The sequence below is a fragment of the Alphaproteobacteria bacterium genome (genome assembly GCA_016699735.1).
Lineage (GTDB): Bacteria > Pseudomonadota > Alphaproteobacteria > Micavibrionales > Micavibrionaceae > JAGNKE01.
This window is the reverse complement of the sequence record CP065008.1, coordinates 2,206,221-2,232,091: the sequence shown is the minus strand read 5'-3', so window position 1 is coordinate 2,232,091 and position 25,871 is coordinate 2,206,221. Positions and strand designations below refer to the sequence as shown.

Here is a 25,871-nt window from a genome sequence, read left to right as displayed (position 1 = left end):
GAGTTTTATTTCTGCGCGAGGGCGAAGCTCTTGCCGATCGGGGGCAGGGCGTCCGTCGCGAAGGCGTACTGCTTTTTTTCCACGCGGACATCCGGGGGGATCTTCGCGACTTCGAATGCATCATAGCCCTGCTTCATGTTGACCCAGAAGGGGTACCATTCGGAGTAGAGGCGCATGGCCATTTTTTCCTCCGTCATCTCGAAGGGGAAAATATGGACCGGCACTGAGCCGCCGTTCTTTTTCAGGCTTTCCTCAACGAGCAGGTAAATCTCGCCGATGTGGTTGTCGGTCATGGCGAAGCAGCCCTTCGAGACGCAGTTGCCGTGGACCATCAGAGCCTTTCCGGTGCGGCCCAATGAACGGTCGTAGGCGTTCGGGTAACCGAGATCGAAGGAGAGGAAAAACTTGCTGTTCGGGTTGAGCTGTTTTTCCGTGACTTCGTAGAAGCCCTCGGGTGCTTGCAAGTCGCCTTCCTTCTGTTTCGGTCCGAGTTTGCCGGAGGCGCGGCAGATCGGGTAGGTGCGGAAGAGGTCGTATTGGCCGGTCTGCTCGTCCTGCAGCCAGACTTCCATCTGCATTTCGGATTTGAAGGCGCGGATATAGACGGGGTCGCCGATTTTCATGTCCTGCTTGGCGAGGCGCATTTCAAGCTGCGGCTTGGTTTTGTAGTGGACGTATTCGAGGGGGGTGAAGTTGCGCTTGGTGCTCTGGCAGCCTGTCAGTGCAAGCAGTGCCATCATCAGCAGTCCGAAATGCGTATAAAGCGTGCGACCCATGGTCCGATCTTACCCTATTAATAATACAATAATAAAACTAAAAGAATCGTATTCTTCAGGTCATCAAGCCTTCGTTTTTGAGGCTGGTATGGCCTTTACGGGCGATGATGATATGATCATGCACCGTTATGTTAAATGTTTTTGCAGCCTGAACGATTTCCCGCGTCATGTCAATATCTGCCTGCGAGGGCTTGGGGTCGCCGCTGGGGTGGTTGTGGACCAGAATGAGGGCGGTGGCGCCGATTTCCAGGGCGCGTTTCATGATTTCCCGGGGGTAGGCGGGGGTATGGTCGACGGTTCCGGTCTGCTGGATTTCGTCGGCCAGCAGTTCGTTTTTCTTGTTTAGGAAAATAATCCTGAAATGTTCGCGGATTTCGTGGGCCATTGTCGAGCGGCAGTAATCGAGGAGTTTCGACCAGGAATTCAGGATCGGCTTTCCGGTCAAATCCTGTTTGAGCATCCGGTGGGAGAGGGCGGTCACCGTCTTGATGGAAATGGCCGTGTTCTCGCTGATTCCATTGATTTTAACGAGATCGGCTATTGAGGCATTCAGGAGCGCCGGAAGCGACCCGAAGGCCTGTAAAAGGCTCTTGGCGAGGGGTTTTACGTCGCGGCGCGGTATGGCCTGGAAGAGCAGGAGTTCGAGCAGTTCATAGTCCGCCAAGGCGTCGGGGCCGGATTTCAGGAAACGTTCGCGCAGGCGCTGTCGATGGCCGGTATAATGAGGTTCCGGGTCTTTTTCCTCGCTTTTAAGGGCGTTTTGCATGAGTTCTTAACGTCCTGTTTTACTGTCTTTTTTTGGCAATAATCCCTTAAAAGCACTATGCGGGATGGGTTGGCCTTATGCAAACAGATTTCGTAAGATTTTATTCATTTTTTACCTATACGATAGTGATAGGTTGTTTGTTCCTCTTACGTGTGGGTCAGGGAAATGTCCGAATTAAACAGAGAAGAGTCGATTAAAGCTTTCGCATCCGCAGCATCGCTGCTGATGGAGCAGTATCTGGTGAGCGAGAAAGCCGACTGGGACGAGCGTTTTGTTCTCAGTGCGTGCAATAGCCCGGCCAAAGTCCGCAAAGTTTCCTAAGTCAGTTGTTATAGGGCGGCTTCGTGAAGCCGCGGGGGGACAGGGTGAAAATTTCGCACCCTGTTTCTGTTACACCTATGGAGTGTTCGAATTGGGCGGAGAGGGAGAAATCCTTGGTGACCGCCGTCCAGCCATCCTTCTGAAGCGTCGTCTGCCAGTTTCCGGCGTTGATCATGGGTTCCACGGTGAAAATCATTCCAGGGCGCAGGATCGTTCCGGTTCCCGCCTGACCGTAATGCATGACCGAAGGGGGCGCGTGGAAGACGCGGCCGAGGCCATGGCCGCAATAGTCGCGCACTACGGAAAATCTCTGAGCCTCCACCATCGACTGAATCGCCGCGCCGATATCGCCAAGACGGTTGCCGGGTTTGATCGTCGTGATTCCGGCCATCATGGCGTCGTAGGTGATATCTACCAGGCGGCGGGCCTTGACGGGGATTTTGGTGCCGACCAGATACATCCGCGAGGTATCGCCGTGCCAGCCATCCAAGATAACGGTGACGTCGATGTTGATAATGTCGCCTTCCTTAAGTCTTTTGTCGCCGGGTATGCCGTGACAGACGACATGGTTGACCGAGGTGCAGATGGATTTCGGGAAGGGGTAGGGGCCGGCGCCCTGATAATTCAGGGGGGCGGGTATGCCGCCGTTCGAAATGATATGGTCGTGGCAGAGGGTGTCCAGTTCCTCGGTGGAAATTCCCGGTTTTACGTGGTCGGTGATCATGTCCAGCACTTCTGCGGCCAGACGTCCGGCGCGGCGCATTCCCTCGAAATCCCTTTCCGTGTGGAGTTCGATGCCCTCGGGCGTGAAGGTGTTTTCCATTGCTTGTTTCATTTTTCCGCCTGTGCGGGAATACTCGCTGTTTTCCGCGCTTTTGCCATGATAAATATAACTTGGTGCAAAAACTGTAAAGATGCAAGCCTATGAATCCTGCGAGCGAAAACACCAGCAAAACGAAATATACCGCCGCGCTTCTTGTGATCGGCAATGAAATCCTCTCGGGGCGGACGCAGGACAAGAATATCAACTGGATCGCCGTGAAGCTTGGGGAACGGGGGATTACGCTCTCGGAAGTGCGGGTCGTGCCGGATATCGAGGGGCGGGTGGTTGAGGCGGTTGTGACTCTGAGCGGCCAATGTGACTATGTTTTTACGACGGGCGGAATCGGACCGACGCATGACGATATCACCGCCGAATGTATGGCGAAGGCTTTCAAAGCGCCGCTGGCGCAGGATCTGGAGGCTTTCGAGATGCTGAAAGCGCATTACGGGGAGCAGAATTTGACCCCTGCGCGGCTGAAGATGGCTCTGGTGCCCGCCGGGGCACGGCTTATCCCCAATCCCGTCTCCGGGGCGCCGGGATTTGCGCTCGGGAATGTTTATGTCATGGCGGGGGTGCCGAGGATCATGCAGGCGATGCTCGATCATGTTCTGGCGAATCTCAAGGGCGGGGCGCTGGTGCTGTCGGAAACAATCACGTGCGATCTGCCGGAGAGCCGGATCGCGGAGGGGCTGGCGGAAATCCAAGGGCGCTGGCCGGAGGTGGAGATCGGGAGCTATCCGCATTTTCAGGACGGGAATTTCGGGGTCAGTCTCGTATTAAGATCGATCCATCAGGATCAACTCGAAGAAGCAGCGGCACAGGTGCAAGGGTTGGTTGATTTGGTTCTGGCGCAGCGCAAGGGTGCCTAGAGTTCAAATCTTATCGAAGCCGATGAGGCGCTGGGACTCTTCGTCCCAAAGTCTGAGACGCAGGCAATTCAGGCTGTCTTTAAGGGTAATACGGTTGATCTGTTTTAGCTCCGGGCGGGCGTCCATACAGTCCTGCAGCCGATAGTTCGGGATTTTGGCGCAGAGGTGGTGAATATGGTGGAGCCCGATATTGCCCGTGAACCACTGGAGAATTTTGGGCATCTCGTAATAGGAGCTGCCGTGAAGAGCCGATTCCCTTGATGACCAGTTTTCATGCTTTTGCCAGTAAGTATCCTCGAACTGGTGCTGAACGTAGAAGAGCCAGCCGCCGATCCATGAGGTCAGGATCAGAACCGGGAGATAAATTGCCAAGACTGCGTTGAATCCGAGAGCGATCCCGATTGAAGCGTATACGCCCAGCAAAGCTGCGTTCGTCAGCATGATGCTTTTAAAAATCGAGGCGTTTGAGAGCGTTTTGTAATCTGCATAGAAATGGGTCTGAAAGTTAAAAGGGATGCGCTGGGCGATCATGATGTAAAACGGGGTTCCCAGAAGAACAAGTATGAGAGGGTTACGGTATATGCGGTAGGCGGCCTGCATCTTTTTTGACATGGCCTTGTATTCCCTGACCGTTATCGTGTCGATGCCGCCGATACTGCGTCGGTCGAGGTCGCCGGAGGTTGCGTGGTGCATATTGTGAGCGCGGCGCCAGAAATCGTAGGGGGTGAAGGTCAGGAGGCTTAAGGCTCTGCCGGTCCAATTATTCGCGCTTTTTGAGGTGAAGAAGGAGCCGTGTCCACAATCGTGCTGGAAAATGAATATCCGTGTGAGAAGGCCCGCAGCGATCACGATGAAAGGGACGGCCAAAATCCATGATTTTTGCAGCAAGAGGAAGGCGAAGGTCAGAACGGAGAAAAAGAGCGCTAAAGTGCTGAAGAGTTGGAACAGGCTTTTCGACAGGCTCGATCCTGAATAGCCTTTACAGTGCTTTTCTATTTCCAAGATAAAAGATTGCGGCCTTTCATCCGGGTGAACATCAGTAATCATCAAAAACGCTGGCCGCTTTCGTTAAGAGTTGTCCAAACCTGCCTGAAAGAAGACCAAAAAGATAGTTTTATTTTGAAATGATCTTTTTAATCTGTTGGCGAAGTTCGCGGTAGAGGTAGGTTCTGATCTCCCTGTCCTTGTAGGCGAGGGCGCAGGTTTCGCGCAGGCTGGCGAAGCTCATGTCACCGAACACCTCGCGGGCCTTCAGGCGTAATCTGAGGTCTTTTTCGAGGCTTTCGACGGCGGACCTGTCCTGAGGCTTGAGGATTCTGCCGTTTTTTGTGAGGAAGATTTTGAGCGATTCGGCCATCTTGCGGATTTTTTCGGCATCGAAGACGGCGGATATGGAGTTCTTGTTCTTATAATAGTGGTAGAAGGGTTCGCGCATCAACCATGATTTTGCTCCTCCGGCGAAGAGGTTGAAGATCAGGACACTGTCTTCGCCGATACGAAGGGTTTCATCGTAGCGGATGGTGTTTTGTTCCAGCAGGGTGCGGCGGATCATGGGTTTCAGGAAGCCGAGGTTGGGTAAGGGGTTGCTCACCGTGCTGCTGGCCGCGTAGGTTTCGAACAGCAGGGGGCCGAAGATGGTGAGCGTGTCGGGGAGGTAGGGGTAGTCACCGGCATTACCCATGGGGTGGTAGACCAGATTGTCGAAGACGATATCAACGGCGTTTTTTTCGGCGGCGTCCTTCATTTTTTCGAGGCGTTGGGGGGAAATAGTGTCGTCTGAATCCACAATGACGATCCATTCCCCTACGGCCTGATCCAGCGCGGTGTTACGTGCCCCGCCGGGGCCGGAATTTTCGGATTTTTCAACTATTATGATACGGGAGTCCCGCTGCGCCAGGTTTCTGGCCAGAGCGAGGGTATTATCCTGCGATTTATCGTCGCAGATGACGATCTCGAAATCCTGCCGGGTTTGCGCCTGTATGGATTTGATGCAGCGTTCCAGCGTCTCGGCGGCGTTGTAGGCCGCGACGATGACAGAGAATTCCGGCTTTTGTATTGTACTCATTCGTTCGTGTTTATTTCCGTTTTTAAAAACATCACGTCGCGCAGGAGCCAGACCGTCAGACCCGTGGAGACGACGGAGCCGATGATGCATGACCATATGCCGCCCAGAGCACCATACGCCGGACATAAATATAATGCAAAAGCCGTGCCTGCGGCTCCGGCGATCAGGCGGGTGTTGTTATAGCGGTTGAGGCGGCCTTTACGCACGATGACCGTTTCCAGCGGGAAGGAGATGGTCAGCAGCAAGGCCCAGAGGGAAAAGGCGGTCAGGACCGGACCGGCGCCGGAATATTTCTCCCCGTAGGCGAGGTGGATCAGCGGTTCGCCTAAGAGGACCACCAGAACGATGAATACGGAGCCGAACAGGCCGTACAGCGCGGTCTGGCGGAAGAGTTTGTCGCGCACATCGCGTTCGGTCATTATGGTCTTTGTCTGAAAGAAATTCTTGTCCACGATGTCGATGCTGCGGATCAGCATCTGGAGCGGCTGGGTCAGGCCGCGCATGGCGGTGAAGATGGCGGCGGGAACCTGCGAGGGCAGGAGGCCCAGAATAAAAAGCGGGATGTGGTTATAGCCGGTATAGCCGAGAGAGCCCATGGTGGAGGGGAAAAAGTATTTCCTGAGATTTTTTTTCGCCAAGCGCCAGCCCCAGAGGAAATCCGGGCGGGCCAGGGCGATAACGGAATAGAGAATTTTTGCCGCCGCAAACAGCGAGAGAAGCATCATGGCGGTAAAAAATGAAATGCCGTAGCCCTGCCCGTTCAACGCGAACAGGGCGGCGACGAGGGCGGCAAAAATTCCGGCGGCGATCATGGGGGAGAGGTATTTTTCGTGTTTGATCATCATGATGCGGTCGAAGCTGAGATGACCGTAGATCAGCGTGGTTGACAGGGTCGCGGCCATGATGGAGACGGCGCGGGCATCGGTTCCGTCCTCCAGGAGGGCGACGAGGAGAAATACTTCCACGGCCGCTATGGTCAGCCAGATGATGAGGTGTTGGCCCATGACCTTGGCGGCGCGGTTGCGGACGATGGCGGGTGGGAGGACCGAATTCTGAACCATGTAGCAGTTCCGCAGGAGTCCTTGCATGACCAGCGAGGCCGACAGGCCGATGCCGTAGGCGGAGACTTCCACTTCGGAGTAGAAACGGGTCAGGACGATCATGAGCAGGAAATTGGCGCCGGAGAAAAAGACCTGCTCGGCCAGAAAGACGGCGTTCAGGGCATATTTCTTGAATCGCGGGTGGGAGAGCATTTTACCTAAGTATTTTATTGAGCTTATGGGCTTAGCGCATTTTGAGCGTAGCACAAAGCGTTTTTCTGTGGCATTGGTTCTTGCATACAGGCATCCGGCTGCATGAATCATGCCGGATGGAGGATGAGTGAGTTATGAAAGTGTTTATGTATGACGCGGTGCCGAATTTCGGGGATATGCTGAACAAGTATCTCTGGCGGCGGTATTTCGGCGAATTGATGGACCGCAAAGACAAGATCCTGATGTTCGGGATCGGGACGGTGCTGGGCGAGGATACGGGGGATGCGGAGCAAGTGATTGTCTGCGGGTCGGGGTGCGGGTACAGCCGCAAGATTGAGCGCATCGACACCAAGGCTTTCAATATTTTTTTCGTGCGCGGGAAGCTGACTGCGAAGCTTTTGGGTTTGCCCGAAAGCACGGCGATCACCGATCCCGGGATTCTGACGCCGGAATGTTTTCCGGCGGGGCCGAAGCACGGTCGGGTTGTTTTCGTGCCGCACTGGGAGTCGGCGTCCAGCCCTCTCTGGCGCATTGCCTGCGAACGGGCGGGAATTGAATATGTCGATCCGCTGGGCGATATCACAGCAATCATGCGGACGATCAGCGGGGCGAGTCTTGTCATCGCGGAAGCCATGCACGCGGCGATCGTCGCGGATTCGTACCGTGTGCCGTGGGTAGCCGTGACCACTTCGGCGCGGATCAACCTGTTTAAATGGAACGACTGGGCGGGGTCATTGGATATGGTTCCCGATTTCCATCATTTCTCCGCGCTTGGCCCTTCGGATACTTTCCGTACGCTGACCAGCAGCAAGGACAAGGAAATCAGGCTGGAGGAAGTGGGGCAGAAAAGTGAAGCCGTTCAAGCGCAGGCACAAGATTCTCGCGGTGGCGGCGCGAAGCGGATGCTGAAGAAGATTTATAAGGTTGTGGTTCCGGCGTTCATCCGCAACAGGAAGGATGATTTTCTCAACCATAAACTCGGGCCGTTTCTGGACAAGGTTCTGGCCGGATGGATTCGTGCCGGATTGCCGAGTTTTGCCATGAACCGTGCGGTGCGGGAGCTTGAGATGCTGAAGGATGGAGCGAAGGCGCGGTTGAGCGATGAGGCTGTTTCGAAGCAAAGGATCGCGCAGATGCATCGGCGGCTTGAAGATGTGCGTCTGTTTCTTGACAAGAAGGCCGCGTAATCAGGCCGGAAGGTTTTGGGTTTTCGGTTCTTCCCGCCGATAATTCAGGCAGTAAGCGAGGCCGAACATGATTGTGGTCGAACCCGCCATGCCGACGAAGATGGTCGATTCCGTGAGGCCGTGCAGGAGCAGGAAGATCAGGATCGTGACCTTGAAGAAGTCGTTGAATTTCATCGCATAATAAAATTTCATGATGAACATGGCCAAGAAGGTGGCAAGGCCGGGAATGCCCATCGAAAAAAGCATCTGGAGATAGAGGTTATGCGTGCTTTGCGGCGCATGCCCGATTTCGTGTGCGTGGAGGGGCAAAATCTCCTTCGAGCTTGTGTAGCCCCATCCCGTCAGGGGTCTTTCCTGTATCAGGCGGAGGGCGGTTTCCCAGATATGGGTGCGGCCTGTTGCGGTCGTGATTTCTTCGGCGTTGCCGGAGCGGGAGAGCATTCCCATCAGTGTCTCCAGATCGACGAGAAAGAAAAAGGCAAGGGCGAGGCAGGCCAGGGTTGAAGCCGCCAGAATCCGGTGAGGGGTGAAGTTCAGGAAATAGGCCGCGGTCAGGGAGACCAGCATCGCGGCGAGAGAGGTCCGGCTGTTGCTCATCAGCAGGGCGGTCAGGTTCAGGAGCATACAGGCGATATAAATGAGAAGATTGCGGGAAGCGTATTTGCGGGCGTAGTGGATGCCGATGATCAGGGTGAAGGCGGCCATCAGGCCCATGCTGTTCGGGTTGCCGGTGACGCCGGACAGGCGGTTGCCGGGGGTGCGTTCGGATGCGCCCTCGACCCATTCGCCCATGCGGGCGAAGGAGGGCACGGTGTAGTAGGCGATGATTGAAATGATGCAGATCAGGGTGATGGTCAGGAAAACGGAATAGAGGATTTCCTCCTCGTCCAGATAGCTGGAGGCGAGGAAAAGGATCATGAAAATAGAGACAAGAGAAAAGAAACAGGACAGGGCGTAGATCATCTGCGGGGCGTAGAGGCAGGCGGCCAGAATTTGCAGGAGCATCACGACGAGAAGGATATTGTCGATGCCCAGAACCTTGCCGGCCCATTTGCGGTAAAGAAGGACGCCCAGGCCGAAGCCCGTGAACCAGAGGGCGAGCTTGACCAGAATCTGCCAGTCTATTGCCGTCGAGGTGTATTCCCGGATCCGAAAAGTCGAGAGAAGGAAAAAGACGTTCATGGCCACAAAAACAGCCACGAAGCGTTTGAGAAGAATTTGCTTATTCAGTGCGGGCATAGTATTTGCAGTATCGGTCCGGTTGAAATCTTTTGAAGTCTTGCGTAGCATTCTAGCCGAATTCAAGAGCGTTTATAGTCTAAACTGAGGAAAAGTGTCATGGCCGATCTGTATGCAAACCCCGCGCCGCGAAAGACCATCGTTCATATTTCCGCCGATTTTCCCGACGCACTGGACGCAAATAAGACTCGGGCGGTCATTAACCTGGTCGAGGGGACGCCGGAATACCGGCACGTCGTTTATTCGATCAACAGGGTGAACGGATGGTCGGGGATTTCGGCGGTTGAATTCGGTGGGGACCGGATCGCGATTGCCTATGGGGCTTTGCCCAAGGGGATTTTGTGGGAGAAGCGGCTGCCGGAGCTGGCGGTCTGGATTGCCGCCGATTTGCAGAGGCGGGGGATCGTGCCGGACCTGATCGAGGCGCACAAGTTCACGGTCGAGGGCGTGATCGGGCACGAACTCGCCCGAATGCACGGGTGTCCGCTGATCTGCGATATTCAGGGGGGAACGGATGTCCGTATCCTCAAGCGCAAGAAAGGGTTGCGGGAGCGTTATCGGCAGATTGCGCGCGAGGCCGTGCTGTTTTTCCCCTATGCGCCATGGGCCATTGAGCCGTTCGAAAAAACCGTCGGGATGAGCAAGCATAAATGCCGGACTCTTCCGGTCGTGCCGGGGTTTGACTCCTATAGCGCTTCTCCGGTGGTTTCGGAGGATCGGCTGGTGAGTGTGTTTCATCTGGATGTCTGGGAGCGGAAGAATTTTCCGGGAATGGTCGCGGCGATGAAAACCCTGCGGGCCAAGAGACCGGGGGCAACGCTGGATATTTATGGGCGCGGGTCGCCGGCGGTGATGCTCAAGCTGGCACGGTATATCCGGCAACATAAAGCGGAGGATTTCATCCGCCTTTGCGGGCCGGTGGCTAATGGCAAACTCAGGGATGTCTTGCGAAATTATGCCGCTTTCGTCCTGCCCTCCAAGGAGGAGACGTATGGGCTTGTTTTTGCAGAGGCGCTGTTTTGCGGGCTGCCGCTGCTGTTCAACAAAAATCAGGCGATTACGGGGTATTTCGATCCGAGCCTGATCGGGTATGCGTGCGATCCGTTCAACGACGCGGATATCGCGGCGGGGCTGGAAAATCTTCTGACGCATCAGGAGAAATACAAAAGCAATATTGCGGCGTTGCAGGCTGAGGGGAGCCTTGATCTTTTCAAGAGGGGGAATATTCTGGACGCTTACAGGGCCGGATTGAAAGAGGCTCTGGCGGCGGCTAAGGATGTGCGTTACCGCCGGACGGAGAAGGTCTGTTTCGCGGCTTCGGGCGGGGGGCATTTGCGGCAGCTCATGCAGCTTTCTCCACTGCGGGAGGAATTTCCGTCCTATTATTTCCTGACCGAGAAGACATCGCTGGGAGAAAGCCTAACCGCAGAACACCGCGCCCTGTTCGTGCCGCATTTCGCGTTTGGGCAGCGCAAGACGGAAGGGTTGTGGCCGTTTCTCAAGAGCGGGATCACAAATTCCCTGTCCTCGACCGTGCATTTTTTCCGGGAGCGGCCGGATATCATCATCAGCACCGGGGCGGGCGCGGCCTTTGCCACGATTGTCTGGGGCTGGATTTTCCGGCGGAAGATTATTTATATCGAGTCGATTGCAAGGGTGACGGAGGTCTCGCTGTTCGGGAAGCTGGCGGCACGGTTTGCGGGACTGACTCTCGTGCAGTGGCCGGGGATGGTCGAGAAAATGCCGGGGGCGCAGTATTGTTCGCCGTTTATCGTTCAAGACCTGAAAGACAAGAGAAAGCGGGAGGGGATACTTATTACCGTCGGGACGATTATGCCGTTCGACCGGATGGTGCGGGGGGTTGAAAAGTTGTTACAAGATAAGAAGATTCAAGAACAAGTTGCGGCGCAAGTGGGCGAGAGTACCACGAACTTCGAAGGTATGGAGTGTTTTGTGAGCTGTCCGTTCGAGGAGTTGAACCGGCGGATGGAGAATGCGGATGTTGTTATCTGTCACGGCGGGTCGGGGTCGATCCTAGGGGCGTTGAAGGCCGGGGCGCACGTTGTCGCGATGGCGCGCAAGCCGGAATTCAAGGAACATTACGACGATCATCAGAAAGATATCACGGGGGCGTTCGAGGCGATGGGATTGATCTCCGTTGCCAAGGATGAGAACGATCTGTTGAGAGCCGTTGAAGAGGCGCGGTCGCGGCCCCGCAAGACGGTGAATATCGACCCGGCGGAATATGTGCGAGCGGTGCGGAAGTTTATCACCGGGTACGATATGGAACCGGCGAATACTGACCGTAAGGACAAGCTGGCGGCGTAATTTTTTCCACGAGAGGTTTTCCGATGCCTTCATTGAATAAAATTCTGCCGATCCGCCGTTTCCTCGTGCAGGGGAAGAAGCTGATGTATACGAAATTCTGGGGGATGGATCTGCATCCGACCTGCACGTTTTCGCTGTCGGTCAAGTTCGACCGGACGAATCCCAAAGGGCTTCATGTCGGGGCGCGGACGTATATCGCGTTCGATGTGGCGGTCTTGTGCCATGACATGACGCGGGGGCTTTATCTGGATACGCGGATCGGGGAGAATTGCTTCATCGGGGCGCGGAGCATCATCATGCCGGGAGTCACCATCGGCGATGGGTGCATTGTCGGGGCGGGGAGCGTGGTGACGAAGGATGTGCCTGCCGGGTGCATCGTGGCCGGGAATCCGGCGAAAATCCTTAAGGAGAATATTACTGTCGGTCCTTACGGGCGATTGCCCGAGGCCGAGGAAAACCAACGGCGTTTGTATAAAATTTAGGCGGGTCCGCTTTAGTAAGCGCCGTGGCCGGTGAGGACGACTTTGAGCGTTTTCAGCATAATCACAATGTCGCCCCAAATCGACCAATTCCGCACATACCATCCATCCCAGTAGACGCGGCGTTCGAAGGTGGTCTCGTTGCGGCCGCTGACCTGCCACAGGCCCGTGATGCCGGGGCGGACCTGGAGATATTCATTGAGGGAATGGCCGAAATAGCCGATCTCGTTTTCCAGAATCGGGCGCGGGCCGACGAGGCTCATGTCACCCACAAACACATTCCAGAGCTGCGGCAGTTCGTCGATGCTGGTCTTGCGGATCAGCTTTGCGGTGCGCGTGGTCACGCGGGGGTCGTTCTTGAGTTTTCTATATTTTTCCCATTCGTTGCTGGTGGCGGGGTCTTCGGCGAGAACTTTCTCGAGCAGGTGGTCGGAGTCCGGTTCCATCGAGCGGAATTTCCAGCAGCGGAAGCGCTGGCCGTAGCGGCCGATGCGGTAGCCGCCGTAGAAGAGCGATCCGCCTTGGCCTTCGATCTTAAGCATCGCCGAAACGCCGAGGATGACAGGCGAGAGCAGGAGCAAGGCCGTGCCGGACACGGCGATATCCATCGCCCGTTTCAGGGAACGGCCCAGAGGGGCGAAAATCGCCTGCTTGCTGTGCAGGAGCATGACGTCGTGGCCGAAGAAGTAGCGCGGCTCCATTTCATAGAGGCTCAGGCGTGAGATCGGCGGAACTACGGCATAAAGGGCATTGAGGCGGTTGAGGTTGTTGATCAGGGTATCGCGTTCCTCGCCCCGGAAAGTCTCGAGGGCGACCACGTAGAAATGGTCAAGGTTGTTTTCGATGTAATTGGTGTAGTAGAGAGAATTACGAATGACCCTTATTTTACCGTATTTTGCGGGGACGCTTGAGAGATCGAAATCTTTCGCCTTACCGTCGCGCAGGAAGATGGTGTGGACCTGATAACCCGTATAATCGTCGTTGGCAAAGGCGAACAGCGTGTCGGTGACCGTGTCGGTATCGCCGATCAGGACGGTGGGTATGTCCCAGATATCCTTGTTTTTGGCTAGACGGAAGACTAACTGTCGGCCGATCAGAATAAAAGCGAACACCAAAACCCAACTGATGAGAACCAGAGGTAATGAGAGCGTGACGTGCATGGCCAAGCGCATAAAGCCGTCGATTACGAGGCTGAAGAAGGAGATCACGAGGACGTGCTGGACCTGACTCCACCACGGGACGCGCTGGGTATAATGGCCCTTGATGAAAAACATCAGGAGGGCCAGCGGGCACATCCATACGAAGAAGGAATCGTGGATTTGGGCGTAATCCGAAAAGTTTACTAATTTCTCACCCGGAAAAAGGACGTTCCTGAACAGGGGTGAGGCCAGCATGGAAAAGAGAAAGGCTGCGCTGATGGCGATCAGGTCGGAGAAAAGGATCAGCATACTTACGACTTCGCGGACCAGCGGACGCCTTTTGGCCTCAAGTTCCACCGTGTAATCCGAATAGGTTAAATCACCGTACATACGCCGCTTCCTGTTTTTTTGTTTGTGTCAGAGCCATAAGATATGCAAGAGCAATGCCAGTGAAGATTCCCAAGAGGCCGGAAAATCCAAGCGTTGCGGATATCTGGGGCTCGGAAAAGGATTCCGGTTGCGCTGCTAATTGCCGAATTTTCATGGAACCTAGAAGCAATTCTTGAGCGGCAAGCTTTTCCGTCATGGCGTTCGCCACTTTCGGAGCGAGGTCCGGGGTTGCCGAGGTGAAGGCGATTTGCACCGTGAAGTCCTGCTTTACCTTAATGGCTGTGTCTCTTTTTATCTTTTCGGCGATTTTTAGGTTCAGAGGCGCGGCTTTGGCTTGCTCAAAGGTTTGAAGAATACGGGAGTATGTTGTTTCCTGCGGGTTGAGGGATGGATTGAAGGCGGCGCGTTGATGCCATTGATGCTTTTCGATCAAGGGCAGCAGAAAATTATCGGAATGAACTATGGAAATAATCATATTCGTTATTTTTTTCGGCGCAAGCCATTCAGCAACGCTCTTCGAAGGCGTTAAGGACAAGGTTGCCGTAGCGGTGTAGCGCACGGGATGGAAAGAGGCGATCAAGCTACCGAGCAAAATGACTAACAGCGTTATGCCTGTAACAAAATTACGGCGCACCCATATGAGACGCAGTGCGGATTTTCTGCGCGAGGGCGCGATTTCCGGTGCCAAAAGCATAGCAGAATACTCTTATTCCAACACTCGAGATGCAGACTTTACGCAGACGAATCATCGTTACTCAGAAGAATCTCTGTTTAACCTTTATCGAGTCCCCTGGCAAGATTTCCGTGGACTCTGTGGCTTCGATCTCGGTCTTGCGTCCGCCGATGTTGCGGATGATGATGACTTTGTCCTTTGCGGCACGGGGGGTATAGCCGCCGGCGATCGCTATAGCCTTGAAGATGTCGAGTTCGGGTTCGTAGGGGTAGCGGCCGGGGTTTTTCACTTCGCCGAGGATATAGAAGGGCGAGAGTTCCATGATTTCGACCGTCACGCTGGGGCTGTTGTAGTAGCCGCCTTCGATCAGGCTTTGGGCGATTTCGCTCTGGAGTTCTTCGCGGGTTTTTCCCTTTGCCTGCAATTCGCCGACGAGGGGGACGGTCAGGATGCCTTTGGCGTCGATGCGGTAGGTGTTCGTCAGTTCCTCGACGCCAAACACGGTGATGCGAAGCAGGTCGCCGACATTGAGTGTTCCGTCAGAGCCAGACGGGGCGGGCAAGACAGTTTCTTCCGTCGGCTCAGCGGCTGCGGGTTCAGTTGTGCCTGTCGGGGTGGCGATGATCGTACTGCCCGAAGAGGGCTGGATATCCTGCGGAGCGCGTTGGAAAAGATCATCGTCGTGGGCGGCGATAATCATAGGTTCCGGGCTTTCGAGGGCGGAGAGCGGTTCAAGAGGTTCTTCGGAGCTGGAGTTAGCGGTTTCCGGCAGAAGGGGCGCGGGGGGCGGCAAAGCCGCGTGACCGCTTGCGGAGTCTATTTCCCGCTGCGAGGCTTCGTCCACCCATGAATCCTGAGCGGTCAAGTCCGGTGCGGGTTCCGCTGCTTCCTGCCCGGACATGGCCTTCAGCATCCGGTCCATGTAGCCGTTCCCGTCTTCGGCGCTGGCGGAGAAAGTGACGCCGAGAAGCAGGGCTATGGCGGACAAGACTATATAGATGCGGACAGGTTTTTTCAGCATGGCGTTGCCTCAAAATTCGAACAGATGATGACTATAGACCAGAAGCAAGGACCCTTGCGAATCCCTATATTAACGCATAGAGCAGCAATTAATGAGCCTGCATATCGGATAATTTGATCTTATTCAGAATTACGTTGGGCATATTGCGGGCCAGACTGCGGAGGATTTCGGCGGCTTTTACGAATTCCTCCCGCGGGGTCTTGCCCGATTCAAGGACTACCACGACCTGATCGACCATTCCGGCCAGAATTTCCGCATCGGAAACCCCCAGCACCGGGCAGCCATCAAAAATAATGCAGTCGTATTGATCTTTCAGGATTTCGAGGGGCTTTTCGAGTTTCCCGGCCAGCAATAGGTCGGAGATATAGGGGTTGGGTTCGCCGCACGGGATAATCGAGAGGCCGTGCTTGTCTTTGACGATGACGTCCTGGAGCGATTTTTTACCCGCCATCAATTCGAAGAAGCCGGGATGTTCGCGGACCATCGCGACTCCGGCAATCACCGGGGCCAGCGTATCGGCGTCGATGAGCAGGGTTTTCAGGCCGATATTGTTCATATAATAGGCGATGGAGGCGGCGACAGTCGTTTTTCCCTCGCCGCGTCGGGCGGAGGTGAAGAGGATGGTCTTGCCGTTTTCCTGCGCGTTCAGGTGGATGAAGATGCGTTTAATCTCTTCGACGTAATGCGAGCGGTCTTTTTTCAGGACGTCGGAGATCGGCAGACGGGCGCGGGGCAGGGTTCCCAGAAGCTCAAAACCGGAGAGTTTGTAGATATCTTCACGGGTCTTGATGCCCTGATGCCCAACTTCAAGGAACATAATCACTGCCATCGCAAAAAAACCGGAGAAGGCGGTGACGGCCAGCATGATCAGGAGTTTTTTCGATCCTACGGGGTCGCCGGGGATATCCGCCAGCGAGACGATCGAGACGTCCGGGCGGGTGAAGTCGATCTGGGATTTGATTTCCTCGGACCGGGCGAGGAAATTGTCGAGAAGCTTGCTGCTGGATTGCTCCTCCATCTGGAGCGCCTGAAGGGTGATCAGTTTTTCCTGAAGCTCGTCCGCCTGTTTCTGGAGTTTGACGAGATTGGCTTCGAGCAGGGATTTTTGCTTGGTGACCGTCATCAATTCGTTTTCGATGGATTTTTTGATGTTCGCCACTTCGCGGGCGATATCGCCATTGATCTGGGAGACTTCATGGCGGGCGGCGATGACTTCGGGGTGATTGGAGCCGAGTTCGGCGCGCAAGGATTGCAGTTTTTGCGCTGCGGCGCTGGCGCGGGATTTCAAATCCTGCACGAGACGGGATTCCACGATGTCCGTAATACCGTGGGTGCTGCCGCTTTGGACCATTTCGTTGCGGGCCTGAAGATCGAGGACGCGGTTGTCGATTTCCGCGAGCTGCCCCGCAAGATCGGAAATCTGCTCGTAAATCAGCTCCTGCGAGTTCTTGCCCTGAATCATGCCGTTCTCGGCGCGGAATTGCTGGACGGCGCGGGATTTCTTGAGGCTTTCCTCCTTGAGGTCACGGATTTCATCGGTCAGCCATTTGTCGAGTTTTTCGGCGATGCGTTTTTTGTCCTGCTCCCTTGAGAAGACATATTGTTTCGTATGGGTATTGGCGATTTCGGCGGCCAGCTGCGGGTCGAAGGAGCGGAAGGAAATCTCGATCACGCGGGAGGTGCCTTGCTGCTTGACCTCCATATTGCCGAGAAAGTTCTTTATGAGGTGGTAGCGCCCCGTGCTGGCATCTGCGTCGGTTGCGGGCGGGGGCGTTACGGATTCGCCGGGAATATAGAGTCTGCCCTTTTCGTCCTCCTGCACGCCCAGAGTCTCTATTGTCTGACGGATCAGGCCGGGGGAGGAGATGACCTGCACCTGCGTGGGCACGGTCAGATTGTCGAATTTCATCTCGGACAGGATGTCGTTGAAGTCGGTGAGGTTGATTTCCTGCGTTTCCAGAACGACGGAGGCCGTGGCCTGATAGACGTCCGGCTTCTGCTTCAGGTAAAAGAGGGTTGCGATCATGGGGAGTGCCATGAGGATCAGGAGGATCCAGCGGCGGCGGTAGAGGATTTTCAGAATCTCCAGGATATTGGGGATTTGGATATCGTCCGAGCTGTTGCGCCTGTCGAGCCGTCTGCGTTCCATATCATCAAAATCCTTAGCTTTCCGGCCTTGATCATCATAAGGCCAGCCGTGAACAGAACCCTCTGTTGCTGACAGGGGTACTATACAATCTGACTGCCCCCCCGCAAGGGGAAATTCCATTTTCCGGGCCGGTTCGCTCATGGGGATATCTGTCTTTCGTTCAATCGGTACAAGTGGGTGGGGTGTGGACAAGAGTTGAGGTTTGGTATAGGTTGGGGGTAGAGTCCTCTGTGTTGCTTTCCATTTTTTTCTGTGTTTCCAGTTAGTTGCAACATTTAGCTGTATGAAAAAAACAACGCTTGCCGCCGCCGTTTCCGGCCTCGCCGTGCTGGGTGCAATATCCGTGCCCCCGGTGGCGCGTGCTTATAACAAGAACCTCGTCAGCAACGTGAAATACCGCACCAGCCCGCACTATACGCCGGAGGGAGGACGGCTGGGGACATTTATCGTGCGGCCTTCTTTTACCCTTATGCAAACCTATGACGACAATATCTTCCGTGAGCCGGATGCGGACCACGACGCGATTACCGTGGCGCGGCCAGAGGTGCGGATCAATTCAGACTGGGGGCTGCACGGGATCGAGGCGGGGGCGCAGGGCAGTTTCGGGCGCTATGCGGATTTTTCTTCCGAGAACTATGACGATTTTGCCTTTTATGTGTCGGGGCAGTACGACCTTGATTATGAGACGTATATCAAGGCGCTGGCGAAATATGAAAAGAAGCATCAGGAGCGCGATCAGCTTGAGGATCCCGGCGGGGATGAGCCTACGGAATATAATGTGAAGACGGTGTTCGTCGGGTTTGCGCGGGAGTTGAATATCCTGCGGGTGAATGCCTCGGCGACGCACCGGGATTACACGTTTGAGGATTCCTCGGTCGGGGCTACGGTGATTGATAACAGCACCCGCGACCGGGCGCAGGATGAATTCGATGTGCGGCTGGCGTACGGGATCAGCGATAATTACGAGGCGTTTGCGGCCTTCGGTTATGATCGGCGGCGGTACGATCAGGATAGCGCGGATTTCCGGGATTCCGAATCCTATAATGCGCGGGCCGGGGTGGCGGTGAATTTCACGGGCAAGCTGCGCGGGGATGTTTATGCGGGCTATATAAGGCAAAATTTCGAGAGCGGGTTCGATGATGTGGGCGCGGCGAATTACGGCGGGTCGCTGCTGTGGAATGTTACGGAGCTGACCTCCATCGAGGCGGGCGTGGACCGGCAGCTTGTGGAAACGACACAGGCGGGGGCGTCTTCCATCGTGCAGACCAGCGCGGATGTTTCGATTGCTCATTCTCTGCGCGAGAATATCCTGCTGGAGGGGATGGCGGGGTTTACGGATAACACCTATGAGGGGACGGGGAATAACGACAATCGCCTTTACCGTGCGGGTCTGAGCGTGGTTTACAAGCCGACGGCCAATATCAGCACGGGGGTGAAGTATGATTATCTTAACCGCAAGTTCGAGAATGACGCGAACGATTACGATAATAACCGGGTGATGTTGTCGCTGCGGTATGATTATTGATTGAGGTCGCGCTTTCCCGCCTCCACGCCGCTTTTGAGAAGATAACCTATTAAGAGACCGCTGAAAATTCCGGCGAGGTTCGCCGCCATGTCGTCGAGGGAGACTTCGCGGCCGGGGATGAAGCTTTGTATGAACTCCAGACCTATGCCGCCGCTGGCGAGTGCGCCGCAGACGATGGCGATGGATTTGCGGGATTTGAAGGTAAAAAATGCCCAGATCAGGATGAGGGTACAGATCAGGACGTGGAGCATCTTGTCGGCGTATGGGGTGGGCAGGGGGAACAGGTCCGGTACCAGCGCAAGGACGGCGAGCAGCGATAGAGCGAGGGTGTAGAGGAGGGGTTTCACAGGCATTCAAGCGTATATTAAAAGTGCTGTCAGCGTTTTTTCTATTGCGCCTTTGCTGCGGCATCGCTTTCGGCGAGGACTTCGTTCAGGCGGTTATATTCCATGATTATTGAATCCGGGCTCCAGTTTCCGTCCGCCTGCCTCGTTCCGTAGCGGAGCGTGAGGTAGGTGTATTCCAACGCCTTTTCGGACAGGCAAAAGAAGGAATTGAGTTGGCCGGGGGCTGTGTCACTTTTGACCGAAGCGATGTTGGCCGCGATATAGAAACCGTCGAAATAAGGCCCGGTGAGCGTGGGATGCGCGGCGGGCAGGCCCATAAATTTTTCGGGGTATTCGGCATAGACGTCGATGCAGTGGCCATTTTTGTCGGGCGCTCTTTTGATCGCCAGAGGCGGGACCGGGTCTTCGGCGTGCGCCTTATGATTCAGAAGGGGTAGTGTGGTTATTGTTAATACAAAGGTCAGGAGCATTCTTTTCATTTTATGGTCCTTTTTGAATTGTCCAGCAGGGTTTAAATGACCATAGCAGAAGGATTTTTTTGTTTCGATGATAATATACGCCTAAAAGTTTGTCAGAATGGGGCAGGGGTTATATAATAGCCGGAGAAGAAAAGGGGCCAAGGGGTGGAACCGCAGACCTATATCAATCAAAAGGTTGCCGGGGGCAATGATATCGTGTTCGGGGAGGAGCATGGCTCCATCACGTCCACGTTCGGGTTGATGGAAGAGACGATCCGTCAGAATCCGGGGCGGGTGCAGGCGGTCTCCGTCGAGTTTTCGCCGCGCTTGCAGCCCCTGATTGATCAGGTGGCCGCCGGGACGCTGAGCGCCGGAGATTTCACGAAGCTTTCGCGGATTTCGAATTCACAAGAATATATGGAGATCGCCGGAGGGCTGCTGGCGGATGGGCGGATATCGCCGGAAGTGCATGACGCCATCATCGAGCGGTCGGAAAATACCATTCAGGCGGTTTTGGCGGGAACCACGGATGAGTCCTATCCGCCCGAACAGAAGGCTTTGGATGTCGAGGTTTACGGTGCGATGCATTCCCTTATTACCACTGCCACATCGAAGGGTGTTCCCGTGATTGCCAACGATCTGGGGCGGGAGGGGCTTTTGCTCAACTCGGTCGGGGCGATGACGGTCGGGGATTTGATCGAGCGGATGGACGATACGGCGGGCGGCGATTTGCTGGGGTCGCGGGCCGATCTGAGTTCCAGCCGTTCCATTCTTGTCCAGCGGGGTTCATATCATGTCTGGGATCTTACTTATCAGGACATTCCGGCTGTTACGAATGCCGGAAAGGGTCTGGACGATTATCTGCAGGACAAGGGGCGGAGCGTTGTCGTGATCGGGAATTATGGCTCGCAGGATAAGCTTGCGGGCGAGGTTGCGACCCTGAATAATAACGGTATTTCTGTTGCCGATGCTTCCGATGCCACGATTCTCGGCGGGCAGCTTATCGAACGCCCCGATCTTGATCTGGCCCGCAGGAGTCTTGCTCCGCCCACTGGCGGGCCTTCCGGCCCTTAAAAGTCCACGTTATCCCTTACAGGCTGAAACGATGCCGCGATTGCTTCTTGTTTTTTTCTGTTTGTTCAGCGTTCCGGTTTATGCGGGGACGGTTGAGGGCTACCGAACAATCACCCTGAGCGGGGCGGGGGCGGAGCGGATCAATCTGCAGGGGGAGTCCGCCGTCATCACGCTGTCTGATTTTTCGGGGTATGCGCTGATCCTTAACGGGGGGCACGTGGTGTTTACGGGCACGGCGCAGTCGGACAAGCCCGCTTTGGAGGATGGGGGGAAGCGCGCGATTTTAAGGATCAAGAACGCGGAAGCGATTACCGGGCGTGACGCGGTGATCGACGCGGGGGGCGGACACGGGCTGGATGCCTTAATCGTCGGGAACGATGACGGGCGGCTGCCGGTCGTGACGCTGGAGCGGGTGAAGCTTATTGGCGGGTGGAATAACTGGCCTTACGAGAAGGGGGAATTTCACGGGGACGCGCTGCAGGATTATATGGGCGTCAAAAGTTTTGATATCAGCGATTCCGTGATCGTGGCGAACAATACGGGGTTCTTTGCCGACCCGCAACATCCGGTGGAGCGTATCACGCTGACGAACGTGCGGTTCGAATACGGGGTGAAGTCCAGCGGGTATGCGCTTTATCTGAAAAATACGAACGCGAAAAGTGATTATGTGCCGGAGATTGTATTGGAGAATGTGAGTGTGCGCGAGAGGCATGAATGTATTTTCGGGCGGGAATGTCCGGCTGAGATGTATTCGGTGCATCCGCCCCAGCAGCATCCGAAGGGCGCGGTGCGGCGCGGGGATGAGGTTTGCTGGCCGGAGATCCCCGAGATCAAGGGGTGTGTGCGGGTGGTGGGAGGAAGTTGAAATAGCACTTTGTGTGTTATGAAAAAAATGCGCGGATGGTCAAGCTATTCTTCTATTACTTCATAGGTTATGTGTGCTTTATTTTTTTGAAGTATTATTATTACGACTATAAGTGCAGCGATGATTGCCAATGTATGATCCGGAAATTTAGAGGTTAGGACTCCAAAAAAAATACCTGAAATAATACTGATGATACCTATGTACTTATTACCCCCTTTAAGAAAAACTCTTAATGACCTTATGTGCTGTTCGTTGACATAAAGGGAGCATTTCCATGAATGATTTGATATTAAGCCGCTTTTCTCAAATAAAATTTTGTACGAGTTGTTATTTTGTTCAAATTGGTGAGAAGTCGTCTTCTTTGTCGATGCCCTGTTTGTTTTTATAGGCTTACCGTCAATTAACACTTGATCTTTTTTTGTCCAGATAGCGTTCTTATAAGTGAGATAACCATTAGGCAGCATAAAAGTATATTCTGCCCCACTTTTCCAAGAAAATTTTATGTCGTTCTTGTCAATCACTTCGAGCGCCCATAATTTTTTCAGAAATATATATGTTTGGTGGGCCTGGAGGGACTTGAACCCTCACGTCCGAAGGACAACGGATTTTAAGTCCGCAGCGTCTACCATTCCGCCACAGGCCCGCTTGAATGGTCCGCCAAATTAAGCACAGAAGCGCAGTGGATGCAATGTCTTGGCCTTATGGCTTTCTCAGGAAGGAGGGCGGGTGCGGAAGGATTCCAAGGTTTTTGAGAGGTTTTCGATGACGGAGCGGCCCCGGGCGGTCAGGCTGATTTCCTTTCTTCGGCGCTCGGTTGGCGCGACCGTGACCTTGACGAGGCCGTAGGGCTTGCCCTTCTGGCGGTATTTTGACAGGGCACCGACGATCCGCGAGACGGTGGAGAGGGGCATTCCGGTCTTTGCTGAAAGCTGGGTCAGGGATAGACCCTCCGCCCTTGCGATTTCGCAGAGGCAGACCGCGTATTGCAACGGAAATTCGGCGTCAATTTTCTGCAGTTCGGCCAGAAGGCGGATCAGATCCTCCAGTTCCTGTTTCATGTTCCTCACCCGTTTTGTCCCTTAATAATCTTCCCGGTGTCACAATTATTTGAATATATGGAATATCAATTATTCTTTCGCCCTTGCAAGTATTTAGAGAAAAAAGGGGGTATGCCCCCAATTCCCTTGCAACCTCAAAATACACGGCAAAACGCCTGCCGGGCGCAAAATATACATACATCAGTTGTACTCCCCTTCCATGCGATAAAGTGCGCACGGAGTCAATACCCACACGAAATAAATGGTTGCATTATTATTACATTATCTTATCCATGATTGTCAAAAAAGGCAAAAAAATCCGTGCCTTTTGTTCTTGCGTTCCGTCCTACGGTATCAGTAAACAGCGCCTGCATCAGCGGGATCGTTTTTTCCAGCGGGGCGGTCAGATGGCCGATTTTTACGGTCTGCCCTATGATGATTACGGGGGTATGTGTCACGCCCTTTATTACAATCGGAGGGGTGCCGAAGGGCAGGGCGGTTCCGTCGGGCTGGATGAAGGCGCAGTCACTCATCGTCTGTGCGCTCTGGAAGTCCAGATCCAGCGCAGACAATGTCGAGAATACTGCCCCGGAGAGTATGGCCTGCGCGATGTCGGTTGCGCCGAAGCGGGCGCCGGAAAAATCGCACGCGGTGAGGTTCGATTCGCAAAAGCACGTATCACAGAGAGTGGCGTCGCGGAGGTCGGATTGTTTCAGATCGGCTTCCGAGAGGTTTGCGCCCGTGAGGTTTGCTCCCTTCAGTTGTGCGCTCTGCATCACGAGGCCGTCCAGATTAGCGTTCGAGAGGTTGTGGCCGGACAGATCGGCGCCGGAAAGGTCGAATTTTTCCCTGCACAATTTTTCCAAACATTCAATCATTGAGGGAAACTCTCCCGCGCAGATTATTCCCTGTGTCCTATGATTTCTGATTTCTATAAGGGGCATGGCTTTCTCCTTTTGTTGAGATACTTGATATATTGCAACTAATATTTTAAAAAAGGCAAATTTATCTCTGCGCCTTTTCGCCGTCTGGCTCCGGGCCTTGTGTGTGTGCTAGTCTTCGCATCAGAGTGCGATCGGCGTATTTAGATAATTTTTATGCGAATCACCCCGTCATGAGCGAACAGAGCCCCAAGCCTTCGATCGAAGCCGGATTAAGGATTATCGCGGAGGCGGTGAAGACGCTCTCGCTGACGCCGGGGGTTTACCGAATGATCGCGGGGGACGGCGAGGTTTTATATATCGGTAAAGCCAAGGCTCTGAAAAAGCGGGTGGCTTCGTACCTGAATTTTGCCAAGCAGCCGATCCGCTTGCAGCGGATGATCGCGCAGACGCAAAAGATGGAGTTCATCGCCACGCATACGGAGGCGGAAGCGCTGCTGTTGGAATCCAGCCTGATTAAGTCGCTTCAGCCGCGCTATAATATTTTGCTGCGCGACGATAAATCCTTTCCGTTTATCCTGATCCGTGAGGACCATGAATTCGCGCAGGTGCAGAAGCACCGAGGCGCTAAAAACATAAAAGGCAGTTATTTCGGGCCGTTTGCCGGAGCGGCGGACGTCAACCGGACGCTGGCGATCCTGCAGCGGGCGTTCCTGTTGCGGAATTGCAGCGACAGTACGTTCGCGCAGCGGGAGCGGCCGTGCCTGCAATATCATATCAAGCGCTGCACCGCGCCGTGTGTCGGGCTGGTGAACCGGGAGGATTACGGTGAGCAGGTGCAGGGTGCGCGGGACTTCCTGAGCGGGAAGAGCCGGCAGATTCAGGAGCGGATGCAGACGGTGATGACAGAGGCCAGCGCGGCGATGGATTACGAACGCGCTGCTGCGATCCGTGACCGTATTCGAGCGCTGACGAGTGTACAGGTGAGTCAGGAGTTTGGGGATGTGGGTGAGGCGGAACTGGATGTTCTAGCCTTACATCATGAGGGGGGGAAGAGCTGCGTTCAGGTGTTTTTCTTCAGGGGCGGGCAGAGTTTTGGAAATCGGTCCTATTTTCCGCGCCATGATTCAGAGGAAAAGCCTGAGGATATTCTGGCCGCGTTCCTTGCCCAGTTTTATCAGGGCAAGCCAGTGCCTAAGAATGTTCTGGTCAGTCATGAAATTCCACGCAAGGGGGTGATCGAGGAGGCGCTGGCCGCGCAGAGCGGGTATAAGGTTTCGATCAATCTTCCCTTGCGCGGAAAGCGGCGGAAGGTGATTGATTTTGCGCTGGGGAATGCACGGGAGGCTCTGACGCGGCATTTGCTTTCGCAGGCTGGGCAGGCGCGGATGCTGGCGGGGGTGGCTGATTTGTTCGGGATGGCGGAGCCGCCGGAGCGGATCGAGGTTTACGATAACAGTCATATTTCCGGAACGAACATGGTGGGGGCGATGATCGTGGCCGGACCGGAGGGGTTTCAGAAAAATGCTTACCGCCGATTTAACATCAAGCAGGCCGATGCGGCCGACGATTACGGGATGATGCGCGAGGTTCTGACGCGACGGTTCAAGCGGGCGCTCAAGGAACAAGAAGAGAATGGACGCACATCGTGGCCTGATCTTCTGCTGATCGATGGGGGGCAGGGGCAATATAATGTGTGCCGCGAGGTGCTGGAGGAGTGCGGGGTGCTGGGCGAAGTTGTTCTTGTGGCTATCTCCAAGGGGCCGGACCGGAACGCCGGACGGGAAAAGTTTTATATTGAAGGGCGGACGCCGTTTCAGCTTCCGGTTAACGATCCCGTACTGCATTTTTTGCAGCGGTTACGGGATGAGGCGCACCGGTTTGCGATTGCGGGGCATCGGGGCAAGCGACAGAAGCAGATGGTGGCTTCTCCTCTGGACGATGTGCCGGGGATCGGGGCGCGGCGGAAGAAGACGCTGTTGATGTATTTCGGATCAGCCAAGGCCGTGGCCGCGGCGGGGATTGAGGATCTGATGAAAGTGGAGGGGATTTCACGGGCCGTGGCGCAGAAAATCTACGATCATTTTCATGGATAAGCTGTTGTATTTAAATAATAATAGTCATTCTATCGCTTCGCAGAATAAATAGTGTTTGTTTCGGTGTTCCCTTGTTCATTAGAATAAGCTTTTAAAAACGCAAGCGCTTT

The 25,871-nt window shown here is 54.7% G+C and carries 25 protein-coding genes and 1 tRNA gene; 9 read left to right on the top strand and 17 right to left on the bottom strand.

Annotated elements, in window-relative coordinates:
- Nucleotides 1–5: 5 nt before the first annotated feature.
- Entirely contained in the window at nucleotides 6–776 is a 771-nt protein-coding gene (locus tag IPN28_11100) for a murein L,D-transpeptidase (protein ID QQS56795.1), read from the bottom strand.
- A 55-nt stretch (nucleotides 777–831) separates the two neighbouring features.
- Nucleotides 832–1,542, bottom strand: coding sequence for a DNA repair protein RadC (gene radC / locus IPN28_11095; protein ID QQS56794.1), 711 nt, complete (start codon nucleotides 1,540–1,542; stop codon nucleotides 832–834).
- A 165-nt stretch (nucleotides 1,543–1,707) separates the two neighbouring features.
- On the opposite strand from radC, the gene IPN28_11090 reads away from it, so the two are divergent.
- Nucleotides 1,708–1,863, top strand: a complete 156-nt coding sequence (locus tag IPN28_11090) for a hypothetical protein (GenBank protein ID QQS56793.1) — start codon at nucleotides 1,708–1,710, stop codon at nucleotides 1,861–1,863.
- A gap of 1 nt (nucleotide 1,864) precedes the next feature.
- Here IPN28_11090 and map read toward each other — a convergent pair whose 3' ends face one another.
- Nucleotides 1,865–2,686 (bottom strand): type I methionyl aminopeptidase, encoded by an 822-nt coding sequence (gene map / locus IPN28_11085; protein QQS58618.1) that lies wholly within the window; start codon nucleotides 2,684–2,686, stop codon nucleotides 1,865–1,867.
- Between the two features lie 101 nt (nucleotides 2,687–2,787).
- Between map and IPN28_11080 the strand changes: the two genes are divergently transcribed.
- On the top strand, nucleotides 2,788–3,555 hold the full coding sequence (locus IPN28_11080; protein ID QQS56792.1) for a competence/damage-inducible protein A: 768 nt from the start codon (nucleotides 2,788–2,790) through the stop codon (nucleotides 3,553–3,555).
- 3 nt (nucleotides 3,556–3,558) lie between these two features.
- Here IPN28_11080 and IPN28_11075 read toward each other — a convergent pair whose 3' ends face one another.
- The 3 genes from IPN28_11075 to IPN28_11065 form a co-directional block, all read right to left on the bottom strand.
- Nucleotides 3,559–4,602, bottom strand: a complete 1,044-nt coding sequence (locus tag IPN28_11075) for a fatty acid desaturase (protein QQS58617.1) — start codon at nucleotides 4,600–4,602, stop codon at nucleotides 3,559–3,561.
- A 67-nt stretch (nucleotides 4,603–4,669) separates the two neighbouring features.
- Nucleotides 4,670–5,620, bottom strand: a complete 951-nt coding sequence (locus IPN28_11070; protein QQS56791.1) for a glycosyltransferase family 2 protein — start codon at nucleotides 5,618–5,620, stop codon at nucleotides 4,670–4,672.
- Nucleotides 5,617–6,873 carry a hypothetical protein gene (locus IPN28_11065; GenBank protein ID QQS56790.1) on the bottom strand — a complete coding sequence of 419 codons (1,257 nt, stop codon included), beginning with the start codon at nucleotides 6,871–6,873 and terminating at the stop codon, nucleotides 5,617–5,619. The genes IPN28_11070 and IPN28_11065 overlap by 4 nt, the downstream gene beginning before the upstream one ends.
- Nucleotides 6,874–7,007: 134 nt before the next feature.
- On the opposite strand from IPN28_11065, the gene IPN28_11060 reads away from it, so the two are divergent.
- Nucleotides 7,008–8,060 carry a polysaccharide pyruvyl transferase family protein gene (locus IPN28_11060; GenBank protein ID QQS56789.1) on the top strand — a complete coding sequence of 351 codons (1,053 nt, stop codon included), beginning with the start codon at nucleotides 7,008–7,010 and terminating at the stop codon, nucleotides 8,058–8,060.
- Here the strand turns inward: IPN28_11060 and IPN28_11055 are convergent, their stop codons facing one another.
- The gene (locus tag IPN28_11055; protein QQS56788.1) at nucleotides 8,061–9,299 is read right to left on the bottom strand and encodes an O-antigen ligase family protein; all 1,239 of its coding nucleotides are present in this window, start codon (nucleotides 9,297–9,299) and stop codon (nucleotides 8,061–8,063) included. It abuts the gene before it with no gap.
- 99 nt (nucleotides 9,300–9,398) lie between these two features.
- Between IPN28_11055 and IPN28_11050 the strand changes: the two genes are divergently transcribed.
- Nucleotides 9,399–11,627, top strand: coding sequence for a glycosyltransferase (locus IPN28_11050; GenBank protein QQS56787.1), 2,229 nt, complete (start codon nucleotides 9,399–9,401; stop codon nucleotides 11,625–11,627).
- Nucleotides 11,628–11,650: 23 nt separating this feature from the next.
- Entirely contained in the window at nucleotides 11,651–12,109 is a 459-nt protein-coding gene (locus tag IPN28_11045) for an acyltransferase (GenBank protein ID QQS56786.1), read from the top strand.
- A gap of 11 nt (nucleotides 12,110–12,120) precedes the next feature.
- Here the strand turns inward: IPN28_11045 and IPN28_11040 are convergent, their stop codons facing one another.
- The 4 genes from IPN28_11040 to IPN28_11025 all read right to left on the bottom strand — a co-directional run bounded on the left by IPN28_11040 (nucleotide 12,121) and on the right by IPN28_11025 (nucleotide 17,478).
- A complete protein-coding gene (locus IPN28_11040) occupies nucleotides 12,121–13,635 on the bottom strand; it encodes an exopolysaccharide biosynthesis polyprenyl glycosylphosphotransferase (protein ID QQS56785.1) in 1,515 nt (504 codons plus the stop codon).
- On the bottom strand, nucleotides 13,625–14,323 hold the full coding sequence (locus tag IPN28_11035) for a hypothetical protein (GenBank protein ID QQS56784.1): 699 nt from the start codon (nucleotides 14,321–14,323) through the stop codon (nucleotides 13,625–13,627). Before IPN28_11035 ends, IPN28_11040 begins: the two co-directional genes overlap by 11 nt.
- Before the next feature lie 67 nt (nucleotides 14,324–14,390).
- The gene (locus IPN28_11030) at nucleotides 14,391–15,329 is read right to left on the bottom strand and encodes a polysaccharide export protein (GenBank protein QQS56783.1); all 939 of its coding nucleotides are present in this window, start codon (nucleotides 15,327–15,329) and stop codon (nucleotides 14,391–14,393) included.
- Between the two features lie 88 nt (nucleotides 15,330–15,417).
- Nucleotides 15,418–17,478: a polysaccharide biosynthesis tyrosine autokinase gene (locus tag IPN28_11025; protein ID QQS56782.1), complete on the bottom strand. Its 2,061-nt coding sequence runs from the start codon at nucleotides 17,476–17,478 to the stop codon at nucleotides 15,418–15,420.
- Nucleotides 17,479–17,761: 283 nt separating this feature from the next.
- On the opposite strand from IPN28_11025, the gene IPN28_11020 reads away from it, so the two are divergent.
- Nucleotides 17,762–19,003 (top strand): outer membrane beta-barrel protein, encoded by a 1,242-nt coding sequence (locus IPN28_11020; GenBank protein QQS56781.1) that lies wholly within the window; start codon nucleotides 17,762–17,764, stop codon nucleotides 19,001–19,003.
- On the opposite strand, the gene IPN28_11015 is transcribed toward IPN28_11020, so the two are convergent.
- Both IPN28_11015 and IPN28_11010 read right to left on the bottom strand, forming a co-directional pair.
- Nucleotides 18,997–19,356, bottom strand: a complete 360-nt coding sequence (locus IPN28_11015) for a VanZ family protein (GenBank protein ID QQS56780.1) — start codon at nucleotides 19,354–19,356, stop codon at nucleotides 18,997–18,999. The genes IPN28_11020 and IPN28_11015 overlap by 7 nt on opposite strands.
- 35 nt (nucleotides 19,357–19,391) lie before the next feature.
- Nucleotides 19,392–19,829 carry a hypothetical protein gene (locus IPN28_11010; GenBank protein QQS56779.1) on the bottom strand — a complete coding sequence of 146 codons (438 nt, stop codon included), beginning with the start codon at nucleotides 19,827–19,829 and terminating at the stop codon, nucleotides 19,392–19,394.
- Nucleotides 19,830–19,973: 144 nt separating this feature from the next.
- On the opposite strand from IPN28_11010, the gene IPN28_11005 reads away from it, so the two are divergent.
- Together IPN28_11005 and IPN28_11000 are read left to right on the top strand one after the other, a co-directional pair.
- Nucleotides 19,974–20,882 carry a hypothetical protein gene (locus tag IPN28_11005; protein ID QQS56778.1) on the top strand — a complete coding sequence of 303 codons (909 nt, stop codon included), beginning with the start codon at nucleotides 19,974–19,976 and terminating at the stop codon, nucleotides 20,880–20,882.
- 31 nt (nucleotides 20,883–20,913) lie between these two features.
- Nucleotides 20,914–21,747, top strand: coding sequence for a hypothetical protein (locus tag IPN28_11000; protein QQS56777.1), 834 nt, complete (start codon nucleotides 20,914–20,916; stop codon nucleotides 21,745–21,747).
- 44 nt (nucleotides 21,748–21,791) lie between these two features.
- Here IPN28_11000 and IPN28_10995 read toward each other — a convergent pair whose 3' ends face one another.
- The 4 genes from IPN28_10995 to IPN28_10980 form a co-directional block, all read right to left on the bottom strand.
- Complete coding sequence (locus IPN28_10995; GenBank protein ID QQS56776.1) at nucleotides 21,792–22,268, bottom strand: hypothetical protein; 477 nt, start codon at nucleotides 22,266–22,268, stop codon at nucleotides 21,792–21,794.
- Nucleotides 22,269–22,305: 37 nt separating this feature from the next.
- Nucleotides 22,306–22,390: transfer RNA gene (locus IPN28_10990), tRNA-Leu, on the bottom strand.
- 67 nt (nucleotides 22,391–22,457) lie between these two features.
- Nucleotides 22,458–22,805, bottom strand: a complete 348-nt coding sequence (locus IPN28_10985; protein ID QQS56775.1) for a helix-turn-helix domain-containing protein — start codon at nucleotides 22,803–22,805, stop codon at nucleotides 22,458–22,460.
- A 266-nt stretch (nucleotides 22,806–23,071) separates the two neighbouring features.
- The gene (locus tag IPN28_10980) at nucleotides 23,072–23,662 is read right to left on the bottom strand and encodes a pentapeptide repeat-containing protein (protein ID QQS56774.1); all 591 of its coding nucleotides are present in this window, start codon (nucleotides 23,660–23,662) and stop codon (nucleotides 23,072–23,074) included.
- Nucleotides 23,663–23,898: 236 nt separating this feature from the next.
- Here IPN28_10980 and uvrC point away from each other — a divergent pair, with 236 nt between their 5' ends.
- Nucleotides 23,899–25,761 carry an excinuclease ABC subunit UvrC gene (gene uvrC / locus IPN28_10975; GenBank protein QQS56773.1) on the top strand — a complete coding sequence of 621 codons (1,863 nt, stop codon included), beginning with the start codon at nucleotides 23,899–23,901 and terminating at the stop codon, nucleotides 25,759–25,761.
- Nucleotides 25,762–25,871 lie beyond the last annotated feature (110 nt).

Bases quoted from the DNA above. Each gene is read 5' to 3' on its own strand.
- IPN28_11100 (QQS56795.1), bottom strand. From the start codon at position 776: ATGGGTCGCACGCTTTATACGCATTTCGGACTGCTGATGATGGCACTG.
- radC (QQS56794.1), bottom strand. From the start codon at position 1,542: ATGCAAAACGCCCTTAAAAGCGAGGAAAAAGACCCGGAACCTCATTAT.
- IPN28_11090 (QQS56793.1), top strand. From the start codon at position 1,708: ATGTCCGAATTAAACAGAGAAGAGTCGATTAAAGCTTTCGCATCCGCA.
- map (QQS58618.1), bottom strand. From the start codon at position 2,686: ATGGAAAACACCTTCACGCCCGAGGGCATCGAACTCCACACGGAAAGG.
- IPN28_11080 (QQS56792.1), top strand. From the start codon at position 2,788: ATGAATCCTGCGAGCGAAAACACCAGCAAAACGAAATATACCGCCGCG.
- IPN28_11075 (QQS58617.1), bottom strand. From the start codon at position 4,602: ATGATTACTGATGTTCACCCGGATGAAAGGCCGCAATCTTTTATCTTG.
- IPN28_11070 (QQS56791.1), bottom strand. From the start codon at position 5,620: ATGAGTACAATACAAAAGCCGGAATTCTCTGTCATCGTCGCGGCCTAC.
- IPN28_11065 (QQS56790.1), bottom strand. From the start codon at position 6,873: ATGCTCTCCCACCCGCGATTCAAGAAATATGCCCTGAACGCCGTCTTT.
- IPN28_11060 (QQS56789.1), top strand. From the start codon at position 7,008: ATGAAAGTGTTTATGTATGACGCGGTGCCGAATTTCGGGGATATGCTG.
- IPN28_11055 (QQS56788.1), bottom strand. From the start codon at position 9,299: ATGCCCGCACTGAATAAGCAAATTCTTCTCAAACGCTTCGTGGCTGTT.
- IPN28_11050 (QQS56787.1), top strand. From the start codon at position 9,399: ATGGCCGATCTGTATGCAAACCCCGCGCCGCGAAAGACCATCGTTCAT.
- IPN28_11045 (QQS56786.1), top strand. From the start codon at position 11,651: ATGCCTTCATTGAATAAAATTCTGCCGATCCGCCGTTTCCTCGTGCAG.
- IPN28_11040 (QQS56785.1), bottom strand. From the start codon at position 13,635: ATGTACGGTGATTTAACCTATTCGGATTACACGGTGGAACTTGAGGCC.
- IPN28_11030 (QQS56783.1), bottom strand. From the start codon at position 15,329: ATGCTGAAAAAACCTGTCCGCATCTATATAGTCTTGTCCGCCATAGCC.
- IPN28_11025 (QQS56782.1), bottom strand. From the start codon at position 17,478: ATGGAACGCAGACGGCTCGACAGGCGCAACAGCTCGGACGATATCCAA.
- IPN28_11020 (QQS56781.1), top strand. From the start codon at position 17,762: ATGAAAAAAACAACGCTTGCCGCCGCCGTTTCCGGCCTCGCCGTGCTG.
- IPN28_11015 (QQS56780.1), bottom strand. From the start codon at position 19,356: ATGCCTGTGAAACCCCTCCTCTACACCCTCGCTCTATCGCTGCTCGCC.
- IPN28_11010 (QQS56779.1), bottom strand. From the start codon at position 19,829: ATGAAAAGAATGCTCCTGACCTTTGTATTAACAATAACCACACTACCC.
- IPN28_11000 (QQS56777.1), top strand. From the start codon at position 20,914: ATGCCGCGATTGCTTCTTGTTTTTTTCTGTTTGTTCAGCGTTCCGGTT.
- IPN28_10985 (QQS56775.1), bottom strand. From the start codon at position 22,805: ATGAAACAGGAACTGGAGGATCTGATCCGCCTTCTGGCCGAACTGCAG.
- IPN28_10980 (QQS56774.1), bottom strand. From the start codon at position 23,662: ATGATTGAATGTTTGGAAAAATTGTGCAGGGAAAAATTCGACCTTTCC.
- uvrC (QQS56773.1), top strand. From the start codon at position 23,899: ATGAGCGAACAGAGCCCCAAGCCTTCGATCGAAGCCGGATTAAGGATT.